Annotated in this window: 12 protein-coding genes; 3 read left to right on the forward strand and 9 right to left on the reverse strand. The window is 57.9% G+C overall.

The features are described from left to right. Window positions 1-2: 2 nt before the first annotated feature. The 4 genes from ACX5K5_RS11270 to ACX5K5_RS11285 form a co-directional block, all read right to left on the reverse strand. A complete protein-coding gene (locus tag ACX5K5_RS11270) occupies window positions 3-980 on the reverse strand; it encodes an ABC transporter permease (protein WP_096256852.1) in 978 nt (325 codons plus the stop codon). A 72-nt stretch (window positions 981-1,052) separates the two neighbouring features. After that, complete coding sequence (locus ACX5K5_RS11275) at window positions 1,053-2,729, reverse strand: ABC transporter substrate-binding protein (RefSeq protein ID WP_443462053.1); 1,677 nt, start codon at window positions 2,727-2,729, stop codon at window positions 1,053-1,055. 44 nt (window positions 2,730-2,773) lie between these two features. Continuing rightward, window positions 2,774-3,799 carry a LacI family DNA-binding transcriptional regulator gene (locus ACX5K5_RS11280; RefSeq protein ID WP_459174411.1) on the reverse strand — a complete coding sequence of 342 codons (1,026 nt, stop codon included), beginning with the start codon at window positions 3,797-3,799 and terminating at the stop codon, window positions 2,774-2,776. Between the two features lie 395 nt (window positions 3,800-4,194). After that, window positions 4,195-5,223, reverse strand: coding sequence for a LacI family DNA-binding transcriptional regulator (locus tag ACX5K5_RS11285; protein WP_459174412.1), 1,029 nt, complete (start codon window positions 5,221-5,223; stop codon window positions 4,195-4,197). 120 nt (window positions 5,224-5,343) lie between these two features. Here ACX5K5_RS11285 and ACX5K5_RS11290 point away from each other — a divergent pair, with 120 nt between their 5' ends. Genes ACX5K5_RS11290 through ACX5K5_RS11300 form a run of 3 tightly spaced genes read left to right on the forward strand, consistent with a single transcriptional unit; the run spans window position 5,344 to window position 9,050 of the window. After that, window positions 5,344-6,816, forward strand: coding sequence for a glycoside hydrolase family 32 protein (locus ACX5K5_RS11290; RefSeq protein WP_459174413.1), 1,473 nt, complete (start codon window positions 5,344-5,346; stop codon window positions 6,814-6,816). Next, window positions 6,813-7,718 carry a carbohydrate kinase family protein gene (locus tag ACX5K5_RS11295; protein WP_459174414.1) on the forward strand — a complete coding sequence of 302 codons (906 nt, stop codon included), beginning with the start codon at window positions 6,813-6,815 and terminating at the stop codon, window positions 7,716-7,718. The genes ACX5K5_RS11290 and ACX5K5_RS11295 overlap by 4 nt, the downstream gene beginning before the upstream one ends. 36 nt (window positions 7,719-7,754) lie before the next feature. After that, on the forward strand, window positions 7,755-9,050 hold the full coding sequence (locus ACX5K5_RS11300) for an MFS transporter (protein WP_459174415.1): 1,296 nt from the start codon (window positions 7,755-7,757) through the stop codon (window positions 9,048-9,050). Between the two features lie 336 nt (window positions 9,051-9,386). Here the strand turns inward: ACX5K5_RS11300 and tsaD are convergent, their stop codons facing one another. The 5 genes from tsaD to alr are packed head-to-tail and all read right to left on the reverse strand — an operon-like array spanning window position 9,387 to window position 13,376. After that, window positions 9,387-10,469 (reverse strand): tRNA (adenosine(37)-N6)-threonylcarbamoyltransferase complex transferase subunit TsaD, encoded by a 1,083-nt coding sequence (gene tsaD / locus ACX5K5_RS11305; protein ID WP_459174416.1) that lies wholly within the window; start codon window positions 10,467-10,469, stop codon window positions 9,387-9,389. Continuing rightward, window positions 10,466-10,939, reverse strand: a complete 474-nt coding sequence (rimI, locus tag ACX5K5_RS11310; RefSeq protein WP_096256860.1) for a ribosomal protein S18-alanine N-acetyltransferase — start codon at window positions 10,937-10,939, stop codon at window positions 10,466-10,468. Before rimI ends, tsaD begins: the two co-directional genes overlap by 4 nt. Then, entirely contained in the window at window positions 10,936-11,613 is a 678-nt protein-coding gene (tsaB, locus tag ACX5K5_RS11315; RefSeq protein ID WP_459174417.1) for a tRNA (adenosine(37)-N6)-threonylcarbamoyltransferase complex dimerization subunit type 1 TsaB, read from the reverse strand. Before tsaB ends, rimI begins: the two co-directional genes overlap by 4 nt. Next, complete coding sequence (tsaE, locus tag ACX5K5_RS11320) at window positions 11,606-12,184, reverse strand: tRNA (adenosine(37)-N6)-threonylcarbamoyltransferase complex ATPase subunit type 1 TsaE (protein ID WP_229677064.1); 579 nt, start codon at window positions 12,182-12,184, stop codon at window positions 11,606-11,608. Before tsaE ends, tsaB begins: the two co-directional genes overlap by 8 nt. Beyond that, entirely contained in the window at window positions 12,177-13,376 is a 1,200-nt protein-coding gene (gene alr, locus ACX5K5_RS11325; RefSeq protein ID WP_096256863.1) for an alanine racemase, read from the reverse strand. Before alr ends, tsaE begins: the two co-directional genes overlap by 8 nt. Between the last annotated feature and the right edge of the window lie 4 nt (window positions 13,377-13,380).

The raw sequence follows: 13,380 nt of genomic DNA on the forward strand, positions 1-13,380 counted from the left end.
GTTCAGCCCTTCCGCACACGAGGGTCAAGTCGGACGTAGACCAGGTCTACAAGGAAGTTCGCGATTAGCACCGCGGCGGTAATGGTCAGGAACATGCCCTGCATCAATGGGTAGTCAAGGCCTTGGACTGCAGCGAGCAGCTGGTAGCCAACGCCCGGGTAGGCGAACACTACTTCGGTGAGCAAGGCTCCACCGACGATAAACCCGATGCTCATGCCCATGCTCGTCACTGAGGGCAGCATTGCATTGCGTGCCGCATAGTTCAGCATGATGCGGTGCGGGCGCAGGCCCTTGGCCTCGGCCATCAGGATGTAATCCTCGGAGTTGGTAGCAATCATGGTGTTGCGCATACCCAACATCCAGCCACCCAAGGACACCAGCACAATGGTTAGTGCCGGCAAGAACAGGTGAGCTGCCACATCCAAAATGAATTCAAGGTTAAATCCGGGGACCAGACCCACGGAGAAGGCGTGGCGCATCGGGGCGACACCCATATTGATGCCAAAGATGTACAGCGCACCCATGGCGAGCCAGAAGTACGGGAAGGAACCGATGAATACCAGCAGCGGCGGAGCCACCGAGTCCAGGAAACCGCCACGGCGCCAGGCCGCCAGGATACCCAGCAGGTTGCCGAGGATCACCGCGATCACCAATGAGGTGATGCCTAGCAGCAGGGTCCACGGCAGCTGAGAGGCGATAACTTCGGAGACTGGCGTGGGGAAACGGGATATCGACATTCCGAAATCGCCGGTGAGGATGCGGCCAAGGTAGCTGAAGTATTCGGGGATGAGCGGGCCGCCGTCTACGCCCATCATGGTGCGTAGCGCGTCGACCTGCTGTGGTTCGAGGCGTTGCTGCGAGCGGGAAAGCATGCGGGTGACCGGGTCACCGGGCATCAGCCGCGGCAGCAGAAAGTTTAGGGTGATGGACGCCCAGAAGGCTAGCAGGTAAAAGCCCAGACGCCGGAAGAGGAAGCTCATAATATGTGTCCTTCACGAAAGTTCGCGTCGTGGTGGGCAGCTAGAGGCCGCCCACCACGTGGGAGCTTGATGCTATTTCGCGGGTTCTAGGTTGGTGAGCACCAGCACGGTGGTCGGTGCGCGGTTGCTCAGAGTCGCGTAAGGGTTTTCCTCGGTGGGCCAACCAACAAAGTTCTCGGTGGTGTAGGCACCCCACTCCGGGCCAGGGAACAACGGCACAACCGGAGCTAGTTCGCTATACAGCGACTGCAAGTCATTGATGACCTGCTTCTGCTCGCCTTCATCACCGGTAGCCACAAACTTGTTCAGCAGGTCATCTGCTTTTTTGTCGCTGAAGCGGTGGTAGTTGTCAAAGGTCTGCTTGCCGACCGGCTTGACGTTCTCGCTTCCCATGAGGTTCAGGTAGTACTGATACGGGGTCGGAGCATTAGCAGTCCAGACGATGCCGGTATCAAATTCACCGGTCTCATAGGCTGCGGTCACCGCGGCCCAGTCAGGAGAATCAACGGTGGCCTTAATGCCCACGTCCTGAAGGTTCTGCGCGATAATATTTGCTACCGACAGCCAGTCAGTGGAGCTTGAACCCACGGAGATGTCGAAGGTGAATGGTTTACCGTCTGGGGTGGTGCGCTGTCCTTGGGCGTTTTCCTTGTAGCCAGCTTCATCCAGCAGCTTCTTGGCGCCTTCAAGATCGCGCTTGGTCCAGTCACACTTCTCCACGACCGAGGCATCACGCCACTTGTCGTAGTTGCCCGACAGTCCGGTGCAGTCGGCCGGAACGGTGTAGTCACTCATGCCAACCTTGACCGCCTGTTCACGGTCAACGGCCATGCTTAGTGCTTTGCGCACCCGCACGTCGGAGAATTCTTCCTTGGTGGTGTTTAGCTGCCAGTTGATCTCGGAGCCTGTGGTTGGGAACCAGTAGTGGCGGTGTTCTGGATCTTTATCCACATAGGTGGTCTGGATGTCTGGCATGTAGGTCTGGGTCCAGTCGACATCGCCGGAGATGGCGGCCAAGTTGGCACCGTCGTTGCCGGCGAAGGCGAGCATTCGGATGCCGCCAAGCTTCTGCTTCTCGGGCTGCCAGTAGTTCGGGTTCTTTTGCAGCTCGAAGGACTGGGCCTGGAAGTTGGCGATCTCGGTGTACGGGCCGGTGCCGACCGGGGTCGGGTTCTCTTCGTTGCCTGGCTTGTCGAACTTAGACCAGATGTGCGCAGGCACGATGACCTGCTGCCCCAATTCGTACAGTGCCGGAGCGAAGGACTTCTTGAAGGTGAACTGAACGGTGGTCTTATCCGGGGTCTTGATGGACTTCAGGTAGTCATAGCCGCCGAGCAGTTCCTTCTGCAGCTCCACCGAAAGCTTCACGTCCTTGGAGGTCAGCTCGGTGCCGTCGGAGAACTTGACTCCTGGGCGCAGATTGAAGGTCAGCGACTTGCCGTCGGTGCCCGCTTCCCAGTCGGTGGCCAGCCAAGGCACCGTGTCGCCGCCGGCAGGGTTGTAAACCAGCATGGACTCGTAGATGGACTGGCCGGTCATTGGCGCGGCGTTGGGCGAGAACGGGTTGAAGTTCTTGGAGAAGGTACCCATGTCTTCACGCGGGATGGTGAGGAACGCTGAGCTGGTTGTTGCTCCGTCAGCTTCGGTTCCGCCTGGGTTTGATGCGACGCATCCGGTCAGCGCGAATGCGCCGACCGCTGCGGTCGCAGCCACGGCAAGGTGCGCGCGGCGTAAGTATTTGACTATCATGGAAGTTCCTCATCCATTCATGTGATGTGTAGCGGAGGGGAAGCTCATCTTTGGCCGTGCATGGCCACAGATGAACGAATGCGTGGAGGGCAGCCGATGGTAATTTGGCGATTCTCAATCGGTGAGCCCTCTACCATTTGATTCAGTAATGACACCCCTGCCATACCCATTTCTTCAAAGGGCAAGGCGATGGTTGTCAGTTTTGGTCGCATATGTGGTGCCAGAATCTCTTGATCATCAAAACCGACGATTGAGATGTCTTCCCCCACTCGCAAATCGAGTTCCTTGATTGCGTCATAGGATCCCATGGCGATCCGGTCATTACCGCAAAAAATTGCGGTTGGCGGATCTGGTTGAGCCAGTAACTCTTGAGTTCCGTGGTATCCGCTATCGGCGGTACCGTCACCGGCAACAATCTTTGACTCTTCTTGGCTAAGTCCGTGATCACGCAGAGCCTGCTTCATACCGGTTTGGCGCCCGATCTGAGCAGGGATTCCTTGGGCAACAGTGATATGGCCAATGTTGGTGTGTCCGGCCCGTGCGAGGATCTCGGCGGCGGCGTAACCACCTGCGACTTCGTCCGGGACGATTGATGGAAATTCTCCGGCGGCGTCGAAGCAGTTGACCAAAACGCAGGGAACCGATTTTGCATTCTCCGGCACGATGATTTCTCGGTGCCAGGTGGTTGCAATGATCAGCCCGCCTACTTGTTGCTCAAGGAGCTTCTCCACCGCGAGCATTTCCATGCCAGGGTCGTCATCGCTGGGTGCGATGAGCAGAAAGTTTCCATCTTTCCATGCCGAGCGTTGCGCTCCCTTGATCACGTCGGTAGCAAAGGGTGATGTAGCAATCTCGGTCACCAGACCGAACCAGGCGCTGCGTTTGCTAGCCAGAGTTCGTGCGGCCGCATTGGGGCGGTAGCCCAGCATGCGCGCCGTCTGGTTGATTCTCTCTCTCGTGGCTTCGGGGATATTTGCTTCCATCCGGCCATTGAGCACAAATGAGACAGTTGTTCGGCTTACGCCGGCTGCCTTGGCGACATCGGCCATGGTCACGGATTGCTGCGTCATTTCCCCTCCTCCCCCTTGAGATCAAAGCGAAACTGGCCGTATTGCAGATTTGCTAACACGATTCAGTAACGCGCGTTACTACGCTGAGAAATAAGGTAACGCACATCACTTGCGGGTGTCAAGCAGTCAATTCTTATTTGCGCGTAAATGCAGATCTCTGCGAAGATCGCGCGCTTTCGACAGAACCGGCATCGCCCGCAGCACGGTATTTGGGCGCACGGAACGACCCAGAAACTATTCTGGGTATCCAGGAATTTGAAGATCAGACGAGCTGAAGAGGCTAGCCAATTCGACTCTCGGCAAAGCTGCTTCATGAGTCATACCGGGAGGCCGTGGCACTTCCCTACAGTTCGAGCCCTAAGAATCTTTAGCTCCCAAGCTCGGTCAGTCTTAGTTCAGCGGGCCTTCATTGAATCGCGCTCAATCAGCGGCATTTCCACCTGATGTTCAACAGGATCCAGCTTCCCATCAAGAAGTAGCTCAACGGCGAGCGCTCCCATTTCTTCATAAGGAAGTCTGATCGAGGTCAGCTGCGGACGCAGGTAGCTAGCGATGATCTCATCGTCAAAGGAAAGAACCGAAAGATCCTTGCCGGGAACTAGTCCTTGTTCGGCCAATGCCTGGAAGACTCCCATGGCCACGCGGTCATTCGCGCAGATGACAGCATCAGGCTTGTGCCCATCGGTGAGCATTTGAGCGGTCGCCGCATAGCCGTCGGTGGGATTCCAGTCTTCAAGAACCCATTCGCCGAGTACCTCAAGTTTCGATTCTTGCAAGGCGTTGCGCAGCGAAGTAAAGCGGCGGGTGATACTCGGATAGCTCTTCGAGTCATTCTCAGCATTTTGATGCGCCCCGATCAGCGCGACACTTCTAGCACCGGTTTCCAGAACTCGGTGCACCGCACGGGCACCGGAATCCAGCTCATTAGGTAGCACCGCGGTACAGGGGCTGTCATCAAGCCCATTAACCAAGATGGTGGGCAGACCTGTGGCTGGGATTTTTAAGTCATGTTTCCGTGAATCCATAAATCCTAGGATGAGACCATCAACGTCCCGATGAGCCATCTGCTGGATGACTTCAGCCAGCTGATCACGTTTCCCGAAGGTCTCTGCAATCAACACCGTATGGCCGCGCTCCTCGGCCGCGCGAAGAATGCCGGTGATCATGCCGGAAGCAAAACGTGTGACCGTGACCTGATCAGAAATCAGCCCCAGGGTTCGCGTCTTGCCACTGCGCAATGACTGAGCGGCAGCATTTGGACGGTAGCCCAGTTCCTTGGCTGCCGCGCGAACCCTTTCGGTGGCCTCTACGGAAAGCCTGGTCCCAGGCTTGTTGTTCAGGATTAAACTGACTGCGGCCTTTGACATCCCTGAAGCTTCTGAGACGTCAGCTATTGTTACCCGCTTGGCTTTTTGCGTATTCACGTGTCCTTCTTGCGACTGGTACCTGCAATTATTCGAGCCTAGCCTATTGCAGGGTGGCCCCGTCGCTGTTAGAGTCTTGTGCTAAATCCATTTAGCAGATCTTGATTAAGGATGGCGGCGTTGCCCGAACTACAACAAGTCGCGGTCATGCGACCAGAGCTTCACTTCTCCCCCAAGAAAAACTGGATCAATGATCCCAACGGTTTGTTCTTTGATGGCGAGCAATACCACCTGTACTTCCAGCACAACCCCCACGGAGTTGGCCACGGCTACATGTCCTGGGGACACACGGTCAGCACCGACCTGGTGAACTGGACCGAACTTCCCATCGCCATCCTGCACGGGGATGTTGCAGACATCTTCTCCGGCTCCATCGTTGTGGACCAGGAGAACACCAGCGGCCTCGGAGACGGAAGCACCGCGCCGATCATCGCGCTGTACACCGCGGCAGCCAAGGACGATAGCAACCAGTCCCAAGCGCTGGCCTATTCCTTGGACGGTGGCGCAACCTTCACCAAGTACGCACAGAACCCGGTATTGGACCGTGGTTCTAAGAACTTCCGTGATCCCAAGGTCTTCCGCTACGAATCCGCGCAGGGCCCGTGCTGGGTCATGGTGGTTGTAGAAGCCATCGAACGCCGTGTGCTGATCTACCGTTCGGAAAACCTCATCGACTGGACCGAGGCATCTAGCTTCGGCCCGCAAGCTGCCACCGCCGGCATCTGGGAATGCCCGGACCTCATCCAACTGCCGGTCGCCGGCAGCGACCAGCTCAAGTGGGTCCTGCTCGTTTCACTGAATCCCGGCGGCGTGGCAGGTGGCTCCGGCACCCAATACTTCGTGGGAGAATTTGACGGTTTCACATTCACCCCCTACAAGCAGCAGGAAGCTAATGATTCACTGGCCTTCGAGCAGCTAAGCCAGGGCAGCTGGCTGGACTGGGGTCGCGACTTCTACGCCGGCGTCAGCTTCCACGGCATGCCGGTGGAGCAGCAAACCATCATCGCCTGGATGAGCAACTGGGACTACGCCCGCGATCTGCCCCACGACGGCTGGCGCGGTTCCATGAGCGCAGCTCGCACCCTGGACTTGGTGCAGCTTGGCGACGGCGGTTTTGAAATTCGTCAACGCCTGAGCGGCTTGCCCGACTCCCCTGTACCAACCAGCGCGGTGCTGACCGGCGAGACGCGCATTGAACTCAATGAACCGGCTCTTGTGGAACTGAGCCTCCCCGGTGACTTCACCGGCCGGGCACGGTTACTCCTGCACCGCGCAGATCACAGCGTGATGAGCGAGGTGAGCGTTGAGCCATCTCTGATTCAGCACCACCGCGGCGCAGGCAAGGTTGCCCATGAGCTCTACGCTTCCAGCCAACGCATGCCGTTACCGGAGGATTCCACCGAGCTAGTCATCCAGGTTCTTCTGGATCATGGTTCCATTGAAATCCTGGGCGCGGATGGCCGCCGCTCACTGACCGATCAGCTCACCGGCGAAGCTGCGCCAGCCTATGGGGTACTCCAGTATTCCGGCAGCACGGGCGCAGTTGTTGGTGTCCTGCCATTGAGTGAAAAGAGCTTGGAGCGCAGCGCATGAGCAGTATTACCATCATAGGAGAATCTTTAGTAGACGTCGTCTCGGGTTTGGCCCACCCCGGTGGTTCACCACTGAACGTTGCCGTCGGACTCGCGCGCCTAGGACATGTTGTGCAATTCCATACCGAATTTGGTCAAGATGCTCATGGGCAACAAATCGCCGAGCATCTGTTGCAAGCGGGTGTGAAGGTGGCTTCCGGCTCGGTCACTGAGCGGGCCACCTCGGTGGCTCAGGTTCACGTTGATGAGCACTTAAACGCCCATTACACCTTTGATATCCACCAGCAGATTCCACCAGTGGCAGTAGACGCCGTCCCCGAACTTTTGCATACCGGATCCATTGCCGCGTGGATTGAGCCCTCGGGGCAGTGCATCGTTGATGCCTTCACTCATGCTGCAACTGGTTCACTGCGCAGTTACGACCCAAATCTTCGTCCAGATCTGGTGGAAGACCGCGAAGCAGCCATCGAACGAATCGAATTGCTGATGAGACTGAGTCATATCGTTAAGCTCAGCGATGTGGACGCTCAATGGCTCTACCCTGAGCTGGACCTGTGGGACGTACTGGCGCATGTTTCCAGCCTCGGGCCGGCTTTTGCCGTGATGACCCAAGGTGGGGAGGGTTGCCTAGCTGTTGCCCACGGAAATCGATATGACATCCCGGCCTTGCCGACAGAGCTCAAAGACACCATCGGTGCCGGTGACGCGTTCATGTCCGGACTGCTTTACGGTGTGCTCGCGCTACCCGAACTAGCGCAAGCGCTACGCACCGGAACCGCCTGCGAACCAGCTGATATCAGGCAAGCGCTGCACCACGCACTAACTTCGGCAGCACTAACCGTGGCACAGGCCGGTGCAAATCCGCCGTGGTTCAACGATTTCTCCCGCGCCTTAGCTCACTAAGAACTTTCCAACGATGACAAAGAAACCAGGGCAAAGATGACTGGACTAAGCACAACTCTTAGAAACCCTACCTACCTTCACAGTTCCTTCTCGATGCTGCTGTTCTTCGCATCATGGGGAATTTGGTGGTCATTCTTCCAAATTTGGCTCACCAGCGAATCCAACGGTTTGGGGCTCAGCGGCGCACAGGTCGGTACCGTCTATTCGGTGAACTCGCTCGTGACGCTGTTCTTGATGTTCGGCTACGGTGCTCTACAAGACCGGCTAGGTCTGCGAAAGCATCTTGCGGTCGTGATTGCCGCGGTGACCGCGCTCACCGGACCATTCTGCATGTGGGTCTACCAGCCGTTGCTGCAGTCGCATTTCATGATGGGTGTTATTGCCGGCGCAGTCGTATTCTCCGTTGGATTCCTTGCAGGCGTAGGCCTCTTTGAAGCGCTCACCGAACGTTACAGCCGCCGCTTTAACTTCGAATATGGGCAAGCGCGCATGTGGGGATCATTCGGTTACGCCGTCGTGGCACTGGCTGCAGGCTTCCTGTTCACCATCAACCCAATGCTGAATTTCTGGATCGGCTCGGTAATCGGAGTAATCCACCTGCTGCTGTTGTTGCTTTGGCGCTTCGAAGCTAAACCAGTAGCTCCTCTCCCAAGCAACGGAAAACTGTCTCCAGCATCTACACCGGGCTTCCGTGAAATGCTGGGCCTTTTCCGTTTACCTAGTCTGTGGCTCATTATCGTATTCGTGATGCTGTCCTGGACGTTCTACACGGTCTTTGACCAGCAAATGTTCCCCGACTTCTACACCGGACTCTTTGAAGACCAAGAAACCGGTCAGCAGGTATATGGCATCCTGAACTCGGTGCAGGTCTTCGTTGAAGCGGCCATGCTGGGACTCGTGCCTCTGCTCATGCGCCGTGTGGGCGTGCGTTCTGCACTGCTCATCGGTGTCGCCATCATGTTTGTTCGCATCTTGGGCTGCGCGCTCGTTGATGATCCGTTGCTCGTCTCCGCAATTAAGATGCTGCACGCCATCGAAACGCCGTTGTTCATTCTTCCGGTGTTCCGTTACTTCACCCTGCACTTCAACCCGGCGTTGTCTGCAACCTTGTACATGGTGGGGTTCCAAGTATCCTCGCAGATTGGTAACGTCTTGCTCTCCACACCGTTGGGCATGCTCCACGACCAGGTGGGCTACCGCCAGACCTTCATCACCATCTCGCTGGTAGTGCTGCTTGCTGGAGTCTATGGATTCTTTGCGCTGAAAAAGGACGATCAGCAAGTCATGGGTGACCCATTCATTCGTCACTCAAAAACTGCTGTTGACGCCTAACTGAGCGTTCGTTCAAGCGGGGCGGGTTGCTATAGAGACTTACAGCAGCTCGCCCCCGCTGCGTTAATACGTTGTCAACCGTTTGCCAGAATCTCGCTCGTGTTAAAACATCAACATCGTTCATTCATGATGCCGCGCCCGGGCACCGTCGTTTTGACTGGCCTGTATGCTAAAGATCGCCAGAACACCCCGGACGATGAGGTCATCTGCTGTGTTGCGGGAGTTCGCGAACTCCGCAACCGGTCTATTGCAGGTTACTACTCCCCTATATATCCAACGTAATAAGCGTCCGCACCCAGAAGGGTACGGACGCTTACTGCATCTCTAGCCAGATTCTTAGCCGCGTGGCTTCAGCACAATATTAGTGACCGGTTGCGAAGAATCTGTAGCAAAATCCAGGCCCGAAGGTTCGGCGCCCGCGGCCACCAGCTGGGCGCCGAGAGCGGCAACCATTCCACCGTTATCCGTGCACAGCGAAAACGGCGGAACCACTAACGTGATGCCGGCCGAAGCGCAGCGCGCTGCCAGTAGCTCTCGCAGTCGCGTGTTCGCCGCGACTCCCCCACCCAATAGCAAAGTCTTCAGGCCATTCTCCTGCATAGCGCGCACTGCCTTGGAGGTGATCACGTCCACCACAGCTTCCTGGAAAGATGCGGAAATATCCGCTACCGGGATCGGCTCCCCCGCCGCTTCAAAATGCTCCACGCAACGCGCCACGGCGGTCTTCAGACCGGAGAAGGAGAAGTTGTTCCGGTGCTTGCCCGGTTCCTCGGCAGAGCCCACAAACTTTGGCAGCGACAGCCCACGGGGGAAACGGAACGCCTTTTTGTCTCCGTCTTTGGCAGCCTTGTCGATGGCCGGTCCGCCCGGATACCCCAGACCCAGCAAGCGGGCGGTCTTGTCATAGGCTTCGCCAGCCGCGTCATCGATGGTCGCGCCAAGAAGCTGCACATCGTTGGTCAGCGAGGTGACCTTCAGAATTTCGGTGTGGCCACCGGAGACCAGCAGCGCACCGAAGGTCGGTGGAAGCGCAGTACCTTCAAGCACCCCGACACCCACGTGAGCCACCAAGTGGTTGATGCCGTACAGCGGTTTACCGGTGGCCAGCGCCAGTGCCTTGGCCGCGGCCACGCCTACCATCAGTGCCCCGGCTAGCCCGGGGCCGCTGGTCACGGCAATCGCATCGATTTCCTCCAAGGTCACGTCGGCTTCGGCGAGCGCCTGCTCCAAGGTGGGCACAAACGCTTCGAGGTGCGCGCGTGCCGCAATCTCCGGGATCACGCCGCCAAAGCGGACATGCTCATCCATGGAGCTGGACACGGTGTTGGCCAGCAGTTGGGTGCCACGCACGATCCCGATTCCGGTTTCATCACAGGAGGATTCAATGCCCAGTACTAGCGGGTGCTGTGGGGTGCTCATTCGGAAGCCTCCGGGGTGTCTAGCTCGTCCAGTCGCAGACGCATGATCAGCGCATCGATGCCGCCCTTGTAATAGCGCGGGCGTCGATGGATAGTCTCAAATCCCATGGACTCATAGAGTCCAATGGCGGTGGGGTTGTCGAAGCGCACCTCGAGCATCAGGTCTAAGGCGCGGTTGGCTCGTGCAGTGGTGATCAGTTCCGTCAGCAGCGCCCTGCCCAGACCTTGACCTTGGTATTCGGGGATGATCGCGATGGTTTGCACGTCTGCAATGGGCAGCACGGTGCAGAGCCCGGCATAGCCGATGATCTTGTCGGCATCCTCATAGACCCAGTATTTCCGGGTTTCCAGCTGGGCCAGCTCAGCTTCGAATCCGGCCAGCGGCCACGCATCTTCGGGGAACAACTGCGTTTCCAGAATATGGACTGCGGCAATGTCGTCAGTGGTCATCGTACGGAGGGTGATGCTCATGCCTTGTCCTTCTTCATGAATGCCGGGACCTGGGCATCTGATTCACGCAGGTACTGCGGTGAGGTATCGGACAGGTCCACACCCTTGGCAAGATCCTTGATCCCGCGCCAGCCCAGCTCTGCGGCCTGTGCGATCCAGTCCAGCGACTCTTCGACGCCATGTGCTCCTGCTTCGGCCAGTTGCTCTGGATACAGCGAGGCACCCACGCCGTAGACCGGCAAGGCAGGCAGGGTTGCGGCGGTCGCCACATGGGGACCGTCCAGCAATTCGCCCGAGGCATCGTATTTGGCCCAGTACACTTCCTTGCGGCGCGCGTCGGAGGCAACCACAAATTCTGCCGGTACGTGCTCGGTATCCAACACTCGTTCGGCGAGCGCGTGCAGGGACATCACCCCATGCACCGGGACCTGCCAGACGAAGCCGAAGGTCCGTGCCGCAACAAGTCCCACTCGCAGTCCGGTGTAGGGCCCAGGACCCACACCGACAATGATGCCGGCAAGCTCCGCACCAACTTGCTGGTGCTCTGCCAGCAGGTCGCGGACAAGCCCGGCGAGGGTTTCGGTCTGGTCGTTACCGCGTGGTGAGGTGCGTTCGCCGAGCACCGCGCCGGTTTGTGAGTCGATCAAAGCCACCGAGGCGTGCGCCGAGGTGTCGATGGACAGGTAGTTAGGCATGTGGTTCTCCCGAGTGCTGCAGCCCGGTGGCCTGCAGCAAGGCGTTTTTCAGTTCGGTGAAATTCTCTTCGTCCCAGCGTGGTCCGATGGCCTTGAGTGTGAACTGCCTTGGCTCATCGAGCTCCTCGTCGGATTCTTCCCACGGGTTGCTGCTAGGTGCGGCCCAGATCTCGCGGTCCAACTGGATTTCCAGGCGGGAGTCGGACAGGTGCTCCACCTTGCCCAGACCCCATTCCACCACGGTGACCGAGTCGGCCAAGGTGGATTCAAGGTCGAGGGTATCCACGTCATGTTCCCCGTTTAGCCGGTAAGCATCCACGTGGATTAGTGCTGGCCCATCACCCAGCGAGGGGTGCTGGCGTGCGAGTACGAAGGTGGGCGAGATGATTCCCTCGCGGACGTTCAGGCCCAGCCCGAGCGATTGCGTCAAGGTGGTCTTCCCGGCTCCCAGCGCCCCGGTGAGGATCACTAAGTCCCCTGCACTCAGCTGCTTGCCCAAGGCTTCGCCCAGAGCTTCAGTGACCGTGAGGTCCGCCAGCTGGCAAGAGAATTCTTTGATGTGCTCATTCACCGGCTTCGCCCCAGGTTCCTTCAACATAGAAGCGTGGAACTCGTGGAGAGATCCGGGTGACAACCTCATAGTTGATGGTGTTTGCTGCGTGCGCCCAAGTGGTTACCGATTCTCCACCTTCACCAAAGATGATTGCCTCGGCACCTAAGAATTCGTTGGGGTTGATATCTGGGCCTAGATCAATCACGCACTGGTCCATGGCGATAGTTCCGCGTACCGGGTAGGTTTTCCCGTTGATGGTTACCGGTGCCCCGGTGGCAACTCGTGGCAGCCCGTCGGCGTATCCCATCGGGACCAGCGCCAGGTAGGTCTCTGCGGTCGTTTGGTAACGCAGCCCGTAGGAGACTCCTTGCCCGAGGGTGACCTTTTTGACGTTGGCAACCTTAGTCATCAGCCGCATTGCCGGACGCAGACCATAAGTTGCAGGGCTCTCCCCCTCAAACGGGCTCAGGCCATACAGTCCCAAACCGAGCCGCACCATTTCGTGGTGGGTGTCCGGACGGGACAAGATGGCCGGAGTATTGGCAATGTGGCGCATTTCCAGATCGAAGCCTGCAGCTTCGACCATATCGATGGCCTCGTCAAAAGCGGCAAGCTGAATGTCAGTTTCGGGGCGGTCCGGCTCATCGGCGACAGCTAGGTGGGAGAACACCCCGACCACACGCAGCAGTCCTTCAGACTGATACTTAGCGGCACGCTCAATCAAGCCCGGGAAATCAGCCATGGTGGAGCCGTTGCGTCCCAGCCCGGTATCAACCTTGAGATGAATACGCGCAGGCGTCTGCACTGCCTGGGCTGCCGCTGCGATTAAGTCTAAGTCCCATCCTGAGACACCTAAATCAATACCTGCAGAGATGGCTTTTTCAAATGGGGTGTCGTTGGTGTGCAACCAGGCGAGCATCGGAGCTTCAATACCTGCGTCGCGTAGCGCCAGGGCCTCGGCAACGTGTGCGCAACCAATCCAGCGGGCGCCACCTTCTAGAGCCGCCTTGGCTACCTGTACGGCTCCATGTCCGTAGCCGTCTGCTTTGACGACTGCCATGACCTTGGCGGGGGCCACCAGATCCATAACCTGTTTGACGTTGCTGCGGATTGCGGAGAGATCAATGACAGCGCGACGTTCCCAACCAATGTAAGGAGCCGTGTCACCGGCTTCCGGCGCGTTGATTTCCTCAAGAGATTCAGAGTTCACCTAT

It is taken from the genome of Glutamicibacter bergerei, from assembly GCF_054495185.1.